14 protein-coding genes are annotated in these 18,303 nt (G+C 67.3%); 6 read left to right on the top strand and 8 right to left on the bottom strand.

All coding sequences use genetic code 11. The features are described 5' to 3' along the window. Positions 1 to 4: 4 nt before the first annotated feature. Positions 5 to 3,541 (bottom strand): DNA polymerase III subunit alpha, encoded by a 3,537-nt coding sequence (gene dnaE, locus C6A86_RS13335; RefSeq protein WP_105362888.1) that lies wholly within the window; start codon positions 3,539 to 3,541, stop codon positions 5 to 7. Between the two features lie 149 nt (positions 3,542 to 3,690). Here dnaE and C6A86_RS13330 point away from each other — a divergent pair, with 149 nt between their 5' ends. From C6A86_RS13330 to C6A86_RS13320, 3 genes are read left to right on the top strand one after another with little or no spacing between them, the layout of a single operon-like run. Further along, the gene (locus tag C6A86_RS13330; protein ID WP_105362889.1) at positions 3,691 to 4,623 is read left to right on the top strand and encodes an ATP-binding cassette domain-containing protein; all 933 of its coding nucleotides are present in this window, start codon (positions 3,691 to 3,693) and stop codon (positions 4,621 to 4,623) included. Then, entirely contained in the window at positions 4,620 to 5,357 is a 738-nt protein-coding gene (locus C6A86_RS13325) for an ABC transporter permease (protein ID WP_105362890.1), read from the top strand. Before C6A86_RS13330 ends, C6A86_RS13325 begins: the two co-directional genes overlap by 4 nt. Then, positions 5,354 to 6,148: an ABC transporter permease gene (locus tag C6A86_RS13320; RefSeq protein WP_105362891.1), complete on the top strand. Its 795-nt coding sequence runs from the start codon at positions 5,354 to 5,356 to the stop codon at positions 6,146 to 6,148. The genes C6A86_RS13325 and C6A86_RS13320 overlap by 4 nt, the downstream gene beginning before the upstream one ends. On the opposite strand, the gene C6A86_RS13315 is transcribed toward C6A86_RS13320, so the two are convergent. Together C6A86_RS13315 and C6A86_RS13310 are read right to left on the bottom strand one after the other, a co-directional pair. Further along, positions 6,145 to 7,074 (bottom strand): glycosyltransferase family 2 protein, encoded by a 930-nt coding sequence (locus C6A86_RS13315; RefSeq protein WP_105362892.1) that lies wholly within the window; start codon positions 7,072 to 7,074, stop codon positions 6,145 to 6,147. The two genes, C6A86_RS13320 and C6A86_RS13315, sit on opposite strands and share 4 nt — an antisense overlap. A 3-nt stretch (positions 7,075 to 7,077) precedes the next feature. Next, complete coding sequence (locus C6A86_RS13310; RefSeq protein ID WP_105362893.1) at positions 7,078 to 8,400, bottom strand: UDP-glucose/GDP-mannose dehydrogenase family protein; 1,323 nt, start codon at positions 8,398 to 8,400, stop codon at positions 7,078 to 7,080. A gap of 457 nt (positions 8,401 to 8,857) precedes the next feature. Between C6A86_RS13310 and C6A86_RS13305 the strand changes: the two genes are divergently transcribed. Beyond that, entirely contained in the window at positions 8,858 to 9,943 is a 1,086-nt protein-coding gene (locus C6A86_RS13305; RefSeq protein ID WP_142406956.1) for a glycosyltransferase, read from the top strand. Here the strand turns inward: C6A86_RS13305 and C6A86_RS13300 are convergent. The 4 genes from C6A86_RS13300 to lspA form a co-directional block, all read right to left on the bottom strand. Then, complete coding sequence (locus C6A86_RS13300; RefSeq protein WP_233212958.1) at positions 9,940 to 13,047, bottom strand: RND family transporter; 3,108 nt, start codon at positions 13,045 to 13,047, stop codon at positions 9,940 to 9,942. The genes C6A86_RS13305 and C6A86_RS13300 overlap by 4 nt on opposite strands. Before the next feature lie 129 nt (positions 13,048 to 13,176). Beyond that, the gene (rarD, locus tag C6A86_RS13295; RefSeq protein ID WP_311101183.1) at positions 13,177 to 14,085 is read right to left on the bottom strand and encodes an EamA family transporter RarD; all 909 of its coding nucleotides are present in this window, start codon (positions 14,083 to 14,085) and stop codon (positions 13,177 to 13,179) included. Beyond that, entirely contained in the window at positions 14,082 to 15,011 is a 930-nt protein-coding gene (locus C6A86_RS13290) for an RluA family pseudouridine synthase (RefSeq protein ID WP_105362379.1), read from the bottom strand. Before C6A86_RS13290 ends, rarD begins: the two co-directional genes overlap by 4 nt. Further along, a complete protein-coding gene (gene lspA, locus C6A86_RS13285; RefSeq protein WP_199196109.1) occupies positions 15,011 to 15,688 on the bottom strand; it encodes a signal peptidase II in 678 nt (225 codons plus the stop codon). Before lspA ends, C6A86_RS13290 begins: the two co-directional genes overlap by 1 nt. A 68-nt stretch (positions 15,689 to 15,756) precedes the next feature. Here lspA and C6A86_RS13280 point away from each other — a divergent pair, with 68 nt between their 5' ends. Further along, a complete protein-coding gene (locus tag C6A86_RS13280; protein ID WP_105362381.1) occupies positions 15,757 to 16,686 on the top strand; it encodes an asparaginase in 930 nt (309 codons plus the stop codon). An 11-nt stretch (positions 16,687 to 16,697) separates the two neighbouring features. On the opposite strand, the gene C6A86_RS13275 is transcribed toward C6A86_RS13280, so the two are convergent. Beyond that, positions 16,698 to 18,029 (bottom strand): DNA polymerase IV, encoded by a 1,332-nt coding sequence (locus tag C6A86_RS13275; RefSeq protein WP_105362388.1) that lies wholly within the window; start codon positions 18,027 to 18,029, stop codon positions 16,698 to 16,700. A gap of 59 nt (positions 18,030 to 18,088) precedes the next feature. Here C6A86_RS13275 and C6A86_RS13270 point away from each other — a divergent pair, with 59 nt between their 5' ends. Then, entirely contained in the window at positions 18,089 to 18,301 is a 213-nt protein-coding gene (locus C6A86_RS13270) for an RNA-binding S4 domain-containing protein (protein WP_105362382.1), read from the top strand. Positions 18,302 to 18,303 lie beyond the last annotated feature (2 nt).

Genomic DNA, 18,303 nt, shown 5'->3' with positions numbered 1-18,303 from the left:
CTGCTCAGCCACCCAGGCAGCCGGGTCCCAGCAGCGCCTTGAGGTCGCCCATCAACGCCGATGACGGCGTCACCCGCAACGACTGATCCAGTTCCAGGGTGGTGATGCGTTCCCCGCTGATCAGCCTCAGATGCACCTGCGAGGTACCGGGATGGCGAGCCAGTACCTGCTTGAGCGCGGTCACCTTGTCGACCGTGCACTGTCGGGTGGGCAGGCTGACCGCGACGGGACGGTTACCCTGGGCAGTCGAGAAGTCCGGCACCACAAGGTCATTGGCGATCAGCGAGATCCGGTCATCGCGGATGGCCACCTTGGCGCCGACCACCACCACCGCGTCATCGGCGATGTCGGCACCGAACGCGGTGTAGGTCTGCGGGAAGAACAGCACCTCGATCCCGCCGGTGAGATCCTCCACTTGAGCTGAGGCCCAAGGCAATCCGTTCTTGTTGACGCGACGGTTCACCGAGGCGAGGATGCCACCGATGCGCACCTGGGTGTCATTGCCGATATCGCCTTCCAGGATCGCCGGGATCTGGGTGTCGACATGAGCGGCCAACAGATGCGCCACACCGTCGAGCGGATGCCCGGACACGTAGAGCCCCAGCATCTCCCGCTCCAGGGCGAGCTTGTGTTTGTCCTCCCACTCGCCCTCGGGCACCGGGATGGTGAAGACCGACTCCATTCCCGAGTCGGCGTCCCCGCCGCCGAACAGATCGAACTGACCGATGGCCTCGGCTTTCTTGGTGCCGAGCACCGAGTCCACCGCGTCGGCATGCACGAGGAACAGGCCCTTGCGGGGATGGCCGAGCGAATCGAAGGCGCCGGCCTTGACCAGCGATTCGGTCACCTTCTTGTTGCAGGCCCCGATGTCGATCTTGTTGAGGTAGTCCGAGAAGTCGGTGTACTTGCCCTTCTCATTGCGCGCGTTGATGATCGACTGCACGACATTGGCACCGACGTTGCGCACACCACCGAGGCCGTACCGGATGTCCTGGCCGACCGAGGCGAAGTTGTGCACCGATTCGTTGACATCCGGTGGCAGCACCGTGATCCCGAGCCGGCGGCAGTCCGACAGATAGATCGCGGCCTTGTCCTTGTCATCGCCCACCGAGGTCAGCAGACCGGCCATGTACTCGGCCTGGTAGTTGGCCTTGAGATAGGCCGTCCAGAACGACACCAGCCCGTAGCCGGCGGCATGCGATTTGTTGAACGCATATCCGGCGAACGGAAGGATGGTGTCCCACAGCGCCTTGACCGCGGCCTCGGAGAAACCGTTGGCGGTCATCCCCTCCTTGAAGCCCTTGTACTCGGCCTCGAGTACCTCAAGCTTCTTCTTGCCCATGGCCTTTCGCAGCGCATCGGCCTTACCCATCGAGTAGCCGGCGACCTTCTGGGCGATGAACATGATCTGCTCTTGGTAGACGATCAGACCGTAGGTCTCGGCCAGGATCTCCTTGAGCGGCTCTTCGAGCTCCGGGTGGATCGGCTTGATGGCCTGGCGGCCGTTCTTGCGATCGGCATAGTCGTTGTGGGCGTTCATGCCCATCGGGCCGGGGCGGTACAGCGCGAGCACCGCCACGATGTCGTTGAAACCGGTGGGCTGCATCCGGCGCAGCAGGTCACGCATGGGCCCGCCGTCGAGCTGGAACACCCCCAGCGTGTCACCGCGGGAGAGGAGCTCGTAGGTCGCCGGGTCCTCCAGCGGGAGGTGGTCCATGTCCAGGTCGATACCGCGGTTGGCCTTGATGTTCTCCAGCGCGTCACCGATCACGGTGAGGTTGCGCAGGCCCAGGAAGTCCATCTTGAGCAGGCCGATGGCCTCACACGACGGGTAATCCCAGCCGGTGATGATGGCGCCGTCCTGCGGACGCTTCCACAGCGGAATCGCGTCGACCAGCGGCTCGGAGCTCATGATCACCGCGCAGGCATGGACGCCCGCGTTGCGGACCAGGCCTTCCAGTCCGCGCGCGGTCTCGTAGATGGTGCGGACATCGGGATCGGTGTCCAGCAGGCCGCGCACCTCGGCGGCTTCCTTGTAGCGCTCGTGCTTGGGGTCGGTGATACCCGACAGCGGGATGTCCTTGGCCATGATCGGCGGCGGCAGCGCCTTGGTGATCCGATCGGCGATGGCGAAGCCGGGCTGGCCGTAGTTGACGCGGGCCGAGTCCTTGAGCGCGGCCTTGGTCTTGATGGTGCCGAAGGTGATGACCTGAGCGACGCGGTCACTGCCCCACTTTTCCGACGCGTAGCGCACCATCTCACCGCGGCGGCGGTCGTCGAAGTCGATATCGATATCCGGTGCCGACGGGCGCTCCGGGTTCAGGAACCGCTCGAAGAGCAGCCCGTGCGGGATCGGGTCGATATTGGTGATGCCCATCGCGTAGGCGACCAGCGAGCCGGCCGCCGAGCCACGGCCGGGGCCGACCCTGATGTTCACCGAGCGGGCGTAGTTGATGAGGTCCGCGACGATCAGGAAGTAGGCCGGGAAGCCCTTGTCGCAGATGACCTTGATCTCATAGTCGGCGCGGTCGTGATAGTCCTGTGTCGCGCCACCGGGGAAGCGGCGTTTGAGGCCCTCCTCGACCTCGTGGCGCAACCAGGTCTCCTGGTTGTGCCCATCGGGTACCGGGAAGACCGGCATCCGGTCGCGCGGAGCCCACACATCGGCGTAGGACTGCACCCGCTCGCCGATCAGCAGTGTCGAGTCGCACGCACCCGGCACCTGGGGGTCCCACAGCGCGCGCATGTCGGCGGCCGACTTCAGGTAGTAGCCGTCACCGTCGAACTTGAACCGGGCCGGATCCGACAGCGTCTTGCCGGTCTGCACACACAGCAGCGCCTCGTGGGCGTGTGAGGCTTCCCGCGTCACATAGTGGCAGTCGTTGGTCGCCAGCGGCGGAATGCCGAGCTTGCGGCCCACTTCCAGCAGGCCGTCCCGGACCCGGCGCTCGATCTCGATGCCGTGGTCCATCAGCTCCAGGAAGAAGTTCTCCTTGCCGAAGATGTCCTGCCACTTGGCGGCGGCGGCCACCGCCTCATCGAGGTGACCCAGTCGCAGCCGGGTCTGCACCTCACCGGAGGGGCAGCCGGTGGTGGCGATGATGCCCTCGGCGTGTTCTGCGATCAGTTCGGCGTCCATGCGCGACCACTTGCCGAGCTGACCCTCGAACGAGGCCATCGACGACAGCTTGAACAGGTTGCGCAACCCGGTCGCGTTCTCGGCGACCATCGTCATATGGGTATAGGCGCCGCTGCCGGAGACATCATCGCTCTTCTGGCTGCGATCGCCCCACAGCACGCGCTTGGTGTCGAAGCGCGATGCGGGAGCGATGTAGGCCTCGATACCGATGATCGGCTTGATCCCGGCGTCGGTGGCGACGTTGTAGAACTCGCTGGCCCCGAACATGTTGCCGTGGTCGGTCATACCGATGGCCGGCATCTCCAGGCGCTGGGCCTCGGCCACCATCGGTTTGACCTTCGCGGCACCGTCCAGCATCGAGTATTCGGTGTGGTTGTGCAGGTGCACGAACGAGGCGCTCATAGGGTGGCCAGTCTATTGGTGCGCTCCGACAGTTCCGGGCGTGTCGCGTGACGTGTCTTCCCACCCGCCCCGCAAGCCCACCACAGACCCGGCGTGACCCCGCGACCGTAGGTCTCACATAAACGAAAGCGGCTGTATCGTATGACTCCGTGATCGAGCTCAATAATGTCGCCAAGACATTCGGCGGCAACGTCCCCGCCCTGCGCGACGTGAGCTTTTCCGTTCCGACCGGGTCCGTGTTGGCGTTGCTGGGACACAACGGGGCAGGCAAGACCACGACGGTCAAGATCCTGTCGACACTCCTGACCCCCACGTCCGGCCAGGCCCTCGTCGCCGGCTATGACGTGGCCCGCGAACCCGCCAAGGTGCGCCGCAACATCGGGGTCACCGGTCAGGACGCCGCGCTGGATCCGCGCCTCACCGGCCGGGAGAACCTGGTGCTCTTCGGGCGGCTACGCGGCCTGCGTCGCGCCGAGGCCCGCGCCCGTGCCGAGGAACTCATCACCCAGTTCGACATGGGCCATGCGGCCGACCGCCAGGTCAACGGCTACTCCGGCGGTATGCGGCGGCGCATCGACATCGCCATCTCGCTGGTGATCCTGCCCAAGGTGCTCTTCCTCGACGAGCCGACCACCGGGCTGGATCCCCGCAGCCGCCGCGACGTGTGGAACCTGGTGTCGTCGTTGAAGGCTCAGGACATCACCGTGCTGCTGACGACCCAATACCTGGAGGAGGCGGACATCCTCAGCGACTCCATCGTCATCCTCAACGCCGGACAGATCGTCGCCAAGGGCACCGCGGACGAACTCAAGCGCCAGACCGGTTCCAGCTACTGCGAGATGACACCGCTGAACCCCGACGATCTGCCGCGGATCGCCGCCGCGCTGTCGGACTTCGACGAGGTCGAGGTCGACACCGACGCGACGACGGTGTCGGTGCCTGCGCCCAAGGGTGTGGCGACGCTGACCGAGGTGTTCCGGCGGATGGACGAGATCGGCGTCGAACTCATCGACATCTCCCTGCGCAGGCCGTCCCTGGACGAGGTGTTCCTGCATCTCACCACCCCGGTCACCGCGACGTGACGGCGGTAGCGATCCTCGCGGCACGCATCCTGCGGAAGGGCCGAGTCGACCTCGCTTTCGCCGCACTCGTGCCGATCGCGGGATTGATCGGTCTCACGCTCCTGCTGCGCGACATCATCTCGACCGGCGAGATGAGCTACGCGCAGTATGTCCTGCCGGCGATCGTCGTCCAGGCCATGTTGTTCGGCGCACTCACCACCACCGACCGGGCGGCCTGGGAGAAGGTCAGCGGGATCGGCGCGCGGATGCGCACCCTGCCCATCTCGCCCTACGCGCCGCTGATGGCCCGGATGACCTACTGCCTGGTGCGGGGTGTGCTGGCGCTGGCCGCCTCGTTCCTGGCCGCGTACCTGTTCGGGTTCCGGCTGACCGCCGGAATCGGCTACGCCATCGCCTTTGTCGTGATGGCGCTCGTCCTCACCCTGGCCCTGTCCTTCGGGGCGGACGCCACCGGCAGCAAGGCCGGCCGGACCGAAGTGGCCAGCCAACTGCTGCTGGTTCCCCAGCTGCTGCTCGTGCTGCTGTCGACCGGGATCGCACCGCTGGACGCCTTTCCCACCTGGCTGGCACCCTTCGTGCAGTACCAGCCGATCTCGCAGATCACCGAGACGCTGCGCGGTTTCACCAGCGGCCACATCGTGATGGGAAACCTGTACGCCAGCCTGGCCTGGTGTATCGGGATGTTGGTCGTCTTCGGCACCATCGCCATCCGGATTCAGGGGCGCCGATCATGACCACGAGCTCACAGCACCACCATTCGCTGCTGGCCGAAAGCTGGATCTTCGCCAGTCGCCTCTTCATCCAGTGGCGCCGCTACCCGATGGTGCCGCTGCAGGCGCTGCTGTTCCCCACCGGCCTGCTGATCATCTACGGCCTGCTGGTCGGCAAGTCGATGACCCGGATCACCGGCAACAGCGGAATCGATCTGCTGATCCCGGTCTGTGCACTGGCCGGCGCGATGTCCGCCGCTGTCGGCGCAGGCCTGGCCGTGCCGTATGACCGGGACAGCGGCCTGCTCACCCGGCTGTGGATCATGCCGGTGCACCGCACCGCGCCACTGACCGGCGCGCTGCTGGCCGAGGCGGTCCGCACCCTGGCCGGGACAGTGCTGGTCGTGCTGGCCGCGTACGCCATGGGCTTTCATTTCGAGAGCGGCTGGATCGGGATGGTGGTCTACCTGCTGATCCCGGTCGTCATCGTCATCGTCTTCGCGACAATCGTCATCACACTCGCGCTGCGGCCGCAGGGCCGGATCATTCTCACCTGGACGCAGAGCGCATGCATGGGTCTGGCCTTCGCGACGCTCATTCCCGTCGACCGGATTCCGGCGGTGCTGCGCCCGTTCGCCGAGTACCAGCCGATCGCGCCGCCGGCGGCGGCCATGCGGGCGCTGTCCTCGGGCGGCGATCTATGGCAACCGCTGCTGCTGACCGCGCTGTGGGCGGTGGTGCTCGGCGCGCTGTTCGTGCCCGCCACCGTGCGCGGCTACCGGGCAGCGGTCGAAGGCGGCAAGCTCGACGGTTAGTCCTGGCTCGGGGTCACCTCGAACCGGGCAGGCATCTCGAACTCCGAGCGCTTCAGCCAGGCCGAGATGAAGCCGTACTGGAATGCCAGCCCGACCACCGCGTTCGCGGCGAGTTCACCGACCGGTCTGCGCATCTCGGCGCGCAGCGTGGTCCAGGCCTCGACCGGCGACAGCTTCGCGGGCGCATGTGCGCCGTCGGCTCCGCCGCTCTCCTGGCGATGCGCCCACCGCAGGTAGGCATTGCTGTGGCCATACCGCTTCCACTGGCTGCCCATGTCACGCATCGAGGCCCGCGGCTCCCACTCCATCAGCACCCGGGTGTCGGTCGCGATGGTGGCGCCGGTCTGCTCCTGGATCCGCCAGCAGATATCGAGATCGCCCCCACCGCGCATCGCCCGGAATCCGCCGACCTCGGCGAACGCGGCGCGGTCGATACCGAGATTCGCGGTGGGATAGTAGTCCGGCTTGGGCGGCACCATCCCGATGGTCGCCTTCATCGCCCCACCGCCGCGCGGCAGCATGAACGGTTGCATCTTGGCCGCCATCCGGGCCGCGAGCGTGGGCCCGGTGACGGTGCGAACATTCGTGCAGGACAACGCGACTCCAGGTTGAGCCTGAAGCGTGCGATGGGCGTCGAGCAGGCCCGGCAGCGGTCGGCAGCGGCCGTCGATGAACAACAGGATGTCGGCGGCAGACCGGCTGGCGGCAAGCTGGCGGGCGTAGTACGGACCGCGGCTGTCGGTCACCGTCACCACATTGGCGCCCAGCGACCGTGCCACCGCTTCGGTGGCATCGGTGGAGGCGTCGTTGACGACGGTGACGCGATCCCCTGACGACAGCTGATCGAGCAGGGGCTGCAACAACTTGGGCAGATGATCGGCCATGTCCCGGACCGGGATGATCACCTCGATGGTCGGCTCCGCCATGGATCAGCCGTTCAACCCACCGCGGCCGAGGCTGTACACCTGCCATCCGGCGCCGGACCAGTAATCACGGTCGACCGCGTTGCGGGTGTCGAGCAGGCGTGGCTCCCTGACCACCGACCGGAACGCGGTGGGGTCGATATTGCAGTACTCGTCCCATTCGGTCGCCAGCACGATGAGATCGACGTTGCGGCAGGCATCTTCGGCGCTGTCGAAATAGCCGAGCGTCGGGAACCGGGCCTTGGCGTTCTCGATCGCCTTCGGATCGTGGACGCGCACATCGGCACCCTTCAGATGCATGGCCGCGGCGACGTTGAGAGCCGGCGAGTCACGCACATCATCACTGTTCGGCTTGAAGGCGGCACCCAGCACGGCGATGCTCTTGCCCAGGAAATCGCCGCCGACCACGGCACGCGCGACCGCGACGGCCTTCTCGCGCCGGCGCAGGTTGATCTTGTCGACCTCGTGCAGGAATCGCAGCGCGTCGGAGGCACCCAGCTCACCGGCCCGCGCGCTGAATGCACGAATGTCCTTCGGTAGGCAGCCGCCGCCGAATCCCAGGCCCGCGTTGAGGAACCGCTTGCCGATCCGGTCGTCGTAGCCCAGCGCCCGGCTCAGCGTCACCACGTCCGCGTCGACGATCTCACACACCTCGGCCATCGCGTTGATGAACGAGATCTTGGTTGCCAGAAAGGCATTGGCGGCGACCTTGACCAGCTCCGAGGTCGGAAGATCCGCGCTCAGGTGCGGAGTTCCGGCCTCGATGATGGAGTCGTACACCTCCTGCAGGGTCTTCTCCGCGTATTCGGAGGTGACCCCGAAGACCAGGCGGTCCGGCCGCAAGGTGTCCTCGATCGCCTTGCCCTCCCGCAGGAACTCGGGATTCCAGGCCACCTCGAGGCGATGCGCCGACGGCGTGTTCGCCACCTCGGCGGCCAGACGCTGCGCGGTGCCCACCGGCACGGTCGACTTGCCGACGATCAACCCGTCGCCATCGGCATGTGCGGCGACGGACCGAAAGGCGCTGTCCACGTACTCGATGTTGGCCGCATCCGAACCGGCCAACTGCGGCGTGCCCACACAGACGAAGTGCACCGAGGCACCGGAAACCGCTTCTTCGACGGACTGGGTGAACTTCAGCCGTCCGGTGGCGAGCACCTCGCCGAGCAGTTCATCGAACCCCGGTTCGAAGAAGGGCGACCTGCCGGTGGACAGCGTGGCGATCTTGGCAGCATCGGTGTCGTACGCGACGACCTCGTGGCCGATCTGCGCCATGCAGGCGGCATGAACGGCGCCCAGATAGCCCGTTCCGATCACACTGATTTTCATCTGACTGAACTCCAGGCTCGTGGGTGACGTTCAGAAGGCGGAGTTGATATGACGACGCTGTCACTCGCGGCCGAATCGAGTCTGCCCGCCAAGAATCTCTCCTTGCCTCACGGTGTCTGCTGCACGTCGACTCCCACGCCACCGATGGCAGGCTTGCTGGCGACGCCGGGTCGTCGCCGCTAAGTACACCACACCCCACCGCGGTTGCCGCGGCCACTCGTAGCTGCCGGACACCCTGGACACCGGCGGCATCGATGGGGTGCTCGACACTCCGCGAGACGTTGAATCTGCAAATGAACTTCTCTAGCGGTGCGCGAGAGCCAGCTACCGGAGATCACCGACAAGCCTGGCGCGACGGTTTGTGCGGCAAACCATCACCACAATCCGTTGGGAAATTCAGCAATACAGGAATGTTAACTGACAGTCCCTGCCACAAAATCGCGGTAATGTCCGCGCCGTGCCCCGTTCTCTCACCCGCACGGTCAGGCCGACCGCGACGAGGGCCGCCGACCGCCCCGTCCGGGTACTGGAGTGGCCGCACTGGATGAGCACCAACTATCTGCCCAAGGTCGTCGAGGTACTGCGTGACGAAGGCCTCGAGGTGTCGACGCCCCGCGTTCTCGGCGGCGGGTCGAATCGCCTGCGGTCGGGCGACTGGCTGCACGTGCACTGGTCGACGGAGGCCCATATCCACCGCTTCCGGTGGCTGTACCTGGCCCGCGCCGCGTCATTCCGCCGCCGGATGCGCCTGCTGAAACGGCGCGGGGTTCGCATCGCGTGGACGGCACACAATCTGGTGCCCCACGATGACCCGTATCCGGAACTCGGACGCCGGTTCCGCAACGATCTGCTGGCACACGCCGATCACGTATTCGTGCATTTCCCGGGCGCCACGGCGACTCTCGCCGAGGAGTTCGGGTACACCGGCCCGTGCACGGTCATCCACCATCCGCACTATGTCGACAGGCATCCGGTACCGCCACCGCGAGCGGAGGCGCGCGCCGAGCTCGGACTACCCGCCGACGGTTTCGTCGCGCTGTCGTTCGGAATGATCCGACCGTACAAGGGCACCGGCGACATCATCCGGGCGTTCCAACAGATGGCCGGTGAGCACGATCGCCTCGTGCTGGCCGGCAGCCCGCAGGGCGACGTGTCGGCCGAACTCGCGCCGTGTCGCGCCGACCCACGAATCATCCTGCACGCGTGGCGGATTCCTGATGCCGACGTGTCCACATACTTCGCGGCCGCCGATGTTGCCGTGGTGGCACATCACGAGTTCTTCACCTCGGGAAGCGCGTTGCTGTCGCTGAGCATGGGATGTCCGCTGGTGGGCCCCGAGATTCACCACCTCGCCCATCTGGCCGGCGGCCGGCGACTGTTCCCATCCGGCCCGGGAATCGACGGCCTGGCCGAAGCCCTGGTCGCGGCGCGGGACAGCGCGCACGAGATCGACCGTGAGGCGTTGCGCACCTGGACCACCGGCCACGGCAGCTGGCGCGACGTCGGCTCCCGCACCGCGGCGGTGTTTCGCGGACCGCTCTAGCGGGTCCGCCAGGCCGCACTGACCATCGAGGCCTTGGCCACCGCCACGCCGTAACCCACCTCGGTGTCATCGTCGTCCGGGTCGTCGTCGACGGCGAAGGTCATCGGCTTCGCCTTGTCCCCGGGCGTTTCCCGCTTTGGGACGGGGATGCGCCTCTTCAGATCGCTCGGCACCGTCGAGGGCCACCAGTTCTTCTCCCCCAGCATCACCGCCAGGGCCGGCACGGTGATGGTGCGCACCACGAACGTGTCCAGCAGCAGACCGACGCCGATGATGAAGCCGAGCTGCACGATCGCGGCGATCGAGCTCACCGTCATGGCCAGCATGGAGGCCGCGAAAATCAGGCCCGCCGAGGTGATGACGCCGCCGGTGGCCCCGATGGTGCGGATCACCGCCACCTTCGTCCCGCGATGGGCCTCCTCCCGTATTCGGGATATCAGCAGCAGGTTGTAGTCCGCGCCGACGGCCACCAGGACGAGGAAGGTGAATCCTGGTGTGTTCCAGAAGATGGGTTGGTCGAGGATGATCTGGAAGAAGACCACGGCGATGCCCAGCGCGGACATGTAGGACAGCACCACCGAGAGCACCAGATAGATGGGCGCCACGATCGCTCTGAGCAGCAGCGCGAGGATCAGGAACACCACGATCAGGGTCACCAGCACGATGTAGCGGATATCACCGTTGTAGTAGTCGCGGATCTCGCTCTGGTACACGCTGGTGCCCACCATCGCGATATCGGCGTCTTCGAGGGCGGTGTTGGGCATCGCACTGCGGGCGGCTTCGATGATGTCGTCGACCTGGTCCATCGCGGGTGCGCCGAAGGGGTCGTGCGCGGTCTGCACCATGTACCGGGCGGTATGCCCGTCCGGGGAGATGAAAAGGCCCGCGGCTTTCTCGAACTCGGGCCGGGTCAGGATCTGCGGCGGGATGTAGAACCCCGACATCGAGGGATCGGCGGCGTCCCGTTTCATCGCCAGCAGGAAGTCGGAGGCCTGGCTGAGGCCGCCGCCCATCTGCCGGGTCTGGTCCACCAACAGCTGGACGCCCTGGGCGAGAGCCGCACTGGAATCGGCCAGCGTGTTCACGCCGGTGAGCAGCTCGTCCATCTGGGCTTCGACGTCCTCTGGCCGGTCCAGCCCGAGCTGATCGGCGGCCCCCAAGGCCTGCTCCAGGTTGTCGGTGACTCCGCCGACCGAGCGCTGCAGGCTGTCCCCCTCCTGGGTGGTTTCCATCTGCTTGGACAGCTCGTAGAGCTGCTGGATGGTGCCGTCGTCGTAGGCGATCACGATGCGCTTCATGTCGACCCGCACCGCGTTGCACGCCGGGTCCAGGGTGCAGATCGGGCTGTTGTCCAGGACCGCCACCATGGGCGCCATCCAGGTGTAGTTGAGGACGACCTGTTCCAGTCCGACACCCATGGAGCGGCCCAGGTTGCGCATCACCGTGACCAGCCGGGCGCCGACGTCGATGTCGTTCAGGGTGGCTGCGCCGCCGTACTCCTGCTCGATCTCGACCAGCGAGGTGAGGATGGTGCGCACCGAGGGCGCGGCGGCCATCACCTGATCGCGGATCTTGTCGAGGGCGGCGGCCAGGGTGTGCGCACCCTCCGACAGCTGCGTCAGCCGGGAGTCGTTCTCATCGATGAGAGTTGTGGCCTCGCCCAGCTTGTCGCCCACCTCGCCGGCCTGGTGGGTGGCCCGCGCCTCGGTGAGCATCTCGCCGTTCGGCCGGGTGATACCGCGGACGGCCGCGATATCGGGCAGCTGGCTGATCCGGTTGGCCATCTGCTCCATGTCGGCCAGCGCCCGTGGTGACCGCAGATCCTGGGTTTCGGAGTGCACCACGATGAACTGCTGGATGGACGCGCTGGCCGGAAAGTGCGCGTTCATGGTCTTGTAGGAGTTGTTGCTCTCGGACTCGGTGGGCAGGTTCTTGCGATCGTCGTAGTTGAAGTCGACCAGCAGCGCGCACCCGGCCAGCGCGACGAGCACCACCAAGCTGCCGAAGAGGTTGAGCTTGGGCTTGCGGACGATGCTGACGCCCATGCGGCGCCACATCGGGCCGGTGATGTCCTTGCGGGGATTCACCCAGCCCCGGCGCCCGGCGAGGGTGATGAAGGCCGGCAGCAGGGTGATCGATCCCATGAAGCCGATGAAGATGGTCGCCGCCAGCGCAGGCCCCACGCTGGAGAACACGCTGAGTGTGGCAAAGGACAACGCCGAGAAGGTGATTGCCACCGTGCCCGCGGATCCCGCGATCACCTCGCCGATGGTCACCATGGCCGAGACGATCGCCTCGTCGGTGGGCACGCCCCGTCTGATGAATTCCTGATATCGGCTGAAGAAGAAGACGGCATAGTCCACCCCTGCGCCGAGCATCATGCCGGTGATCAGCACGATCGTCTGCGGTGCCAAACCCAGGCCCAGCAGGCCGAGGCCGGCCACCACCTGCTGCGCGACGGCCAGTGAAATGCCGATGCTCAGCAGCGGTATGACCATCGCGACGAGATTGCGGTAGACGATGATCAGGATGAGCAGCACGGTGACGACCGTGGAGACCTCGATCAGCAGCTGATCGCGCAGCGCGATGCCGGTGACGTCCTCCATCGTTGCCGCGGCGCCGACGATGGAGGCCGACAGCGTCGTGCCGGCCGTCGTCTCCTCGATGATCTTGACGGCGTCCCGGTAGGCCGCCTGACCGACTCCGGTGCCCATGGTGCCGTTGAGGCTGACCGGCAGGTTCCATGCCTTGCCGTCTTTGCTCGACATCGCCGGGCGGATTTCTTTGATGCTGATGAAATCCTGCATCGACACTACGATGTCGGTGCGCGCGCGCAGGTTCTCGACGATTTTGCGATAGGTGTCCTCGTCCTGCTCGGTCAACCCGTTCTCGTTGACCAGAATGACCGCTATCAGGTTGGTCGCGTCGGCCTCGTTGAAGGCATCCTTCATTTGCTGGCTGGTCTGAAGGACCGCCGCGTCCCTGGGCATGAAGTCCGGAGGGTTGCGCTGGGCCACCGTGATCAGCGGTGGCAGCGCCGCGAACAGGGAACCGGCAATGACCAGCCACGCGGCAATGATGAGCACGGGATGACGAACGATCATGCGACCGTTTGAGGCGAGAAGGCCGCGTGCGGTCACCTTCGAACGTCTGGACATTGGCGACAAGGCTACATGGTGTTGCTGTTAACTCTGTCAGCTACAACTGACCAGCGCACCGGGGTGTCGGGGCGCTCACGGCAGGGCTGTGCTCACCGGGTTACGCGCGGAAGCGGCGCGGGCCGACCGGGAGCGGATCACGGCGTCGACGGTGAAGACCGCCAGAGCCACCCAGATCAGCCCAAATCCCAGCCAGCGTGCCGGCGGCATCGGCTCGTGTCCCACCAGAACGCCCCAGGACAACTGCATGATGGGCGTCATGTAGAACAGCAGCCCCATCGTCACCAATGGCAACCGGTGTGCGGCGGCGGCGAAGAGCAGCAGCGGCACCGCCGTCAGCACTCCGGCCAGCATCAGCAGCACCACGTGTCCGGCGCCGTACCCGACGAACGCGGCATCCCCACCGGTCTGCAGCACGATCAGATATCCCAGCGCGAACGGGGCGGCCAGCGCCGTCTCGATGCCGACGCTCACCCGGGGATCGACCGGCACCACCTTCTTGACCGCGCCGTACAGGCCGAACGACAACGCCAGACCGAGGCCGATGTAGGGCGGTGCGCCGACCTGCACCGTCAACACCACCACCGCGGCGACCGCGATGGCCAGGGCGGTCCCCTGCGCGCGGTTGAGCCGCTCCCGGAACACCACCAGCCCGAGCAGGACCGTCACGAGCGGATTGATGAAGTATCCGAGCGCCGCGTCGACGACGTGGCCGTTGTTGACCGCGTACACGTAGATCAGCCAGTTGACCGATATCAGCGCCGAAGCCAGCGCCAGCAGCATCCAGGTGCGGCCGCTGATCGCCCGCAGATCCCGCAGCCGGTGCACCGCGGCGACGACCACGAAGAGAAAGAGGAAGCCCCACACGATGCGGTGCGACAGGATCTCGACCGCACCCGCCGGTTTGAGCAGCGGGAAGAACGCCGGGAACAGCCCCCACGAGCCGTACGCGCCGATACCGAAGAGCAGACCGGACCGTTTCACTGGTCGTGACGGCGTAACTGGTCCAGGGCGTGCTGTAGATCGGCGGGGTAGGGACTGGTGATCTCGATCCGTCTGCCATCCGCGGGATGCGCGAACGCCAGCGACCGGGCGTGCAACCACTGCCGCTCCAGTCCGAGTTTCTTGGCCAACGTCGGATCCGCACCGTAGGTGAGGTCCCCGCAGCACGGATGGTGCAGTGCCGAGAAATGCACCCTGATCTGATGGGTGCGGCCGGTTTCCAGATGGATGTCGAGCAGGCTGGCCGCGACGTGCGCCTCGAGGGTGTCGTAGTGAGTGACGCTGTCGCGGCCGTTCTCGGTCACCGCGAACTTCCAGTCCTGGCCACGGTGGCGGCCGATCGGCGCGTCGATGGTGCCGCTGGACGGATCGGGATGCCCCTGCACCAGTGCGTGGTAGCGCTTCTCCACGGTGCGCTCCTTGAACGCCCGCTTGAGCAACGTGTAAGCCCGCTCGGAGATCGCGACCACCATCACACCCGAGGTCCCCACATCCAGGCGGGACACGATGCCCTTGCGCTCGGCCACACCGGAGGTGGTGATCCGGAAGCCCGCGGCGGCCAGCCCACCGAGCACGGTGGGCCCGGTCCAGCCGACCGACGCGTGCGCGGCCACACCCGCCGGTTTGTCGACGGCGACGATGTCGTCGTCGGCATACAGGATGTTCATGCCCTCGATCTCGACGGGCGTATTCTCCACGGGCGCAGCCGGTTCCGGTAAACGGACCTCGAGCCAGGCGCCGGCGACGAGTTTGTCGGATTTGCCGGCGGCCGCGCCGTCGAGCTCGACACCGCCCTCTTCGGCAATCGCGGCGGCGACGGTACGCGACAACCCGAGCAGCCGGGCCAGGCCGGCGTCGACGCGCATGCCTTCCAGTCCCTCGGGGACGGGCATCGAGCGGGTGGTCATCAGGTGGTCGCGCCCGGCTGGTCGTCCGCGGCCGGTTCCGGCAGGGGTTGCTTCGCGGGCTCGGTTTCGGTCTTGCTCTCGGTCTTGGTCTCCGGCTGGCGCCTCCCAGCGGGGTCGGATGCGCTGTCCGGCTGGCGCCTCCCAGCGGTGTCGAAGTCGAAACCGAACAGCGACAACACCACCAGCAGGATCGCACCGCCGACCACCGCCGGGTCCGCCACATTGAACACCGGCCACCAGCCGACCGACAGGAAATCCACCACATGCCCGCGCAGCGGCCCCGGCGACCGGAAGAAGCGGTCGGCCAGATTGCCGAGCGCACCACCGAGGATCATGCCCAGCCCCAGCGCCCACCACGGCGACACCAGCCGGCGTCCCATCCAGATGATGCCGATCACCACGCCGGTCGCGATCAGGGTCAGCACCCAGGTGTAGCCGGTGGCCATCGAGAACGCCGCCCCGGAGTTACGCACCAATGTCCAGGTCACGGTGTCACCGATGATCGACACCGGCTGGCCGGGCACCAGAAGGCGGACCGCCAGCACCTTGGTGACGATGTCGAGCGCCAGCACCACACCGGCGATCGAGAGCAGCAGGCGCAGGCGCTTGCGGGGCTGCGGTTGCGCTTCTTGGTCCGCGGCCACCGGCTCGGCCGAGCCTGTTGATTCCTCAGTCACCTGCCCATCATCCCAAACTCCTCGGGCGGCTTCCGCGCAGCCGCCCGGGTGGGTGAACAATTGCGGGCATGCATCGCCTCGTCGTGATCAGCACCGGCGGCACCATTGCCACCAGTTCCGGACCCGATGGCGTGGCCCGGCCGACCCGCAGCGGCGCCGACCTCACCAGCGGTCTGGACGTCTCGGTGGTCGAGCTGATGGCCGTGGACAGCTCGGCGCTCGGACCTGCCGAGTGGGACCGGATGGGCGCCGCCGTCGCCGCCGCCGTGGCCGACGGCGCGACCGGCATAGTCATCACCCACGGCACCGACACCATGGAGGAGACGGCGCTGTGGCTGCAGCTGACCTATGCCGGCGCGGTTCCGGTGGTGCTCACCGGCGCGCAGCGCAGCGCCGACGCTTCCGATGCGGACGGCCCGGGCAATCTGCGCGACGCGCTGACGGTGGCGGCCGACCCGCAGGCCCGTGACGCCGGTGTGCTGCTGAGTTTCGCGGGCACCATCTGGGAACCGCTGGGCCTGCACAAGGTGGCCACCGATGACCTGCGCGGTTTCGCCGGATCGGCGGTCGGGTCGGTAGGTCGGGGCGTCGTGCGCTTCGACATGTCGCCGCGCCGGCCGCGGCTCGGCGCGCTGCACGCCGCCGGCGCGCCGCGGGTCGACATCATCGCTGCCTACCCCGGCGCCGATGCCGTCGCGCTCGACGCCTGTGTGGCCGCCGGCGCGCGCGGACTGGTGCTCGAAGCCCTCGGATCGGGCAATGCCGGGCAGGCCATCATCGACGGTGCGCGGCGCGCCTGCGCGGCCGGCGTGAGCGTGGCGGTGTCCACCCGGGTGCCCGGCGGGCGGGTGCGCCCCGCCTACGGTCCGGGCCGCGCGCTCGTCGACGCCGGAGCGGTGGTGGTAGCGACGCTGCGACCGGCCCAGGCCAGGGTGCTGCTGATGGCGGCATTGGCCGCGGGCTCCCCTGCCGCCGATGTCTTCGCCGAGTGGGGCTGACCGGTGGGCGGCTACTCGCCGCTGCGGTAGAGCGCATCCAGGTACTCCGGCCAATCCAGGCTGTCGATCGGGTTGGCCCGGGTGATCTCGGGAAGGTCGGCGCGGAACGTGCGCGCGATACCCGGCCCCGACGCCCTGGTCTCGAACCTGATCGTCATCACGCCGTGCCCGGCACCCTGCACCCAGCCGTGACCGTGTTCGGGGTGGGTGACGTCGTCGCCGATCCGCCACACAGCCGCACCGGCAACCACCGGCGCGGGCACGGGACCGTCGGCCGCGGCGACCGGAACGTCCTCGGCGCCTTGGTCCAGGTCGGGGAACAGCGATTCCTGCCGGACATCGGAGAGGCCGGAAAAGCCCACGCCCACAAGACGAATCGGCCCGATCTCGATGGGGTCGAGCAGCAATCGGCGTGCGGTGGAGATGAGTAGGACCACATCGGTCGAGGCGTAGGGCAGCGTCGCCGAGCGGGTCAGGGTGCTCATATCCGATCTCTTCAACTTCACCGTCACCGTCCGCGCGCCGCGCCCGTCCTTGAGCAGGCGGCGGTGCGCGTGCTCACCGATCGTCGCGGCCGCATCACGCAACTGCTCCAGCGTGCGCAGATCCTCGGCGAACGTCGACTCGGCGCTGATCTGTTTGGCGTCGGCGCGTTCGGCCACCGGGCGGTCGTCGATACCGCGCGCCAACCGGTGCAGCGCGGGCCCGATGGTCCCGCCGAGCACGTCGGCGACCTCGTTGTCGGTCAGTGCCGCCAGTGCCCCGATGGTCTCGATACCGAGGCGGCGCAATTTGTCCTCGGCCACCGGCCCGATTCCCCACAGCGCGCGCACCGGCAGCCCCGCCAGCAGGTCGCGTTCCTCCTCGCGGCCGACCACCCGGACCCCATCCGGTTTGGCCAACCCGGAGGCGATCTTGGCCACCTGCTTGCCGGATCCGGCCCCGACCGAGGACACCAACCCCGTCTCGGCCAAAACCCTTGCGCGCAGGGCTTCACAGAAGTCCACCACCTCGGCGGTGCTCGAACCGGCAAGTTCGGCGGGTTCGCCGAACGCCTCGTCGAAGGACAGCTGCTCCAGCACCGGGACCACGGTGCGGATCGTCTCGAACACCCGCCCACTGGCCGCGCCGTAGACCACCCCGCGCGGGGGCAGCACCACCGCGGCCGCGCCCACCATCCGCCGGGCCTGGTGCATCGGCATCGCCGACCGCGCGCCGAACACCCTGGCCTCGTAACTGGCCCCGGCGACCACGCCGCGCCCCCCGAGGCCGCCGACCAGCACCGGTCGGCCGCGCAGCGTGGGGCGGGTCAACTGTTCCACGGACGCGAAGAACGCGTCCATGTCCAGATGCAGCACCCAGCGCTCCACCCCGGAGATGTTAGGTGGCTACTCTGACGGACATGGATGACGTGCCCATTCGCGACGAATCGATCCGGCTCGGGCAGTTCCTCAAGCTCGCCGGACTGATCGATTCCGGTGCCGACGCCAAGGCCGTGATCGCCGACGGGCAGGTCAGCGTCAACGGCGATGTCGACCTGCGCCGCGGACGCCAGCTGCACCCGGGCGACGAGGTGTCCATCGCCGGACTGTCCGCGCGGGTGGTCACCGGCTGAGT

This window comes from Mycobacterium sp. ITM-2016-00316, assembly GCF_002968335.2.
Taxonomy (GTDB): Bacteria; Actinomycetota; Actinomycetes; order Mycobacteriales; family Mycobacteriaceae; genus Mycobacterium.
The sequence above is the reverse complement of the archived record's forward strand: the minus strand, read 5'-3'. Positions and strand labels throughout refer to the sequence as shown.

Bases quoted from the DNA above. Each gene is read 5' to 3' on its own strand.
- dnaE (WP_105362888.1), bottom strand. From the start codon at position 3,541: ATGAGCGCCTCGTTCGTGCACCTGCACAACCACACCGAATACTCGATG.
- C6A86_RS13320 (WP_105362891.1), top strand. From the start codon at position 5,354: ATGACCACGAGCTCACAGCACCACCATTCGCTGCTGGCCGAAAGCTGG.
- C6A86_RS13315 (WP_105362892.1), bottom strand. From the start codon at position 7,074: ATGGCGGAGCCGACCATCGAGGTGATCATCCCGGTCCGGGACATGGCC.
- C6A86_RS13310 (WP_105362893.1), bottom strand. From the start codon at position 8,400: ATGAAAATCAGTGTGATCGGAACGGGCTATCTGGGCGCCGTTCATGCC.
- C6A86_RS13300 (WP_233212958.1), bottom strand. From the start codon at position 13,047: ATGATCGTTCGTCATCCCGTGCTCATCATTGCCGCGTGGCTGGTCATT.
- C6A86_RS13290 (WP_105362379.1), bottom strand. From the start codon at position 15,011: ATGACCACCCGCTCGATGCCCGTCCCCGAGGGACTGGAAGGCATGCGC.
- C6A86_RS13280 (WP_105362381.1), top strand. From the start codon at position 15,757: ATGCATCGCCTCGTCGTGATCAGCACCGGCGGCACCATTGCCACCAGT.
- C6A86_RS13275 (WP_105362388.1), bottom strand. From the start codon at position 18,029: ATGGACGCGTTCTTCGCGTCCGTGGAACAGTTGACCCGCCCCACGCTG.
- C6A86_RS13270 (WP_105362382.1), top strand. From the start codon at position 18,089: ATGGATGACGTGCCCATTCGCGACGAATCGATCCGGCTCGGGCAGTTC.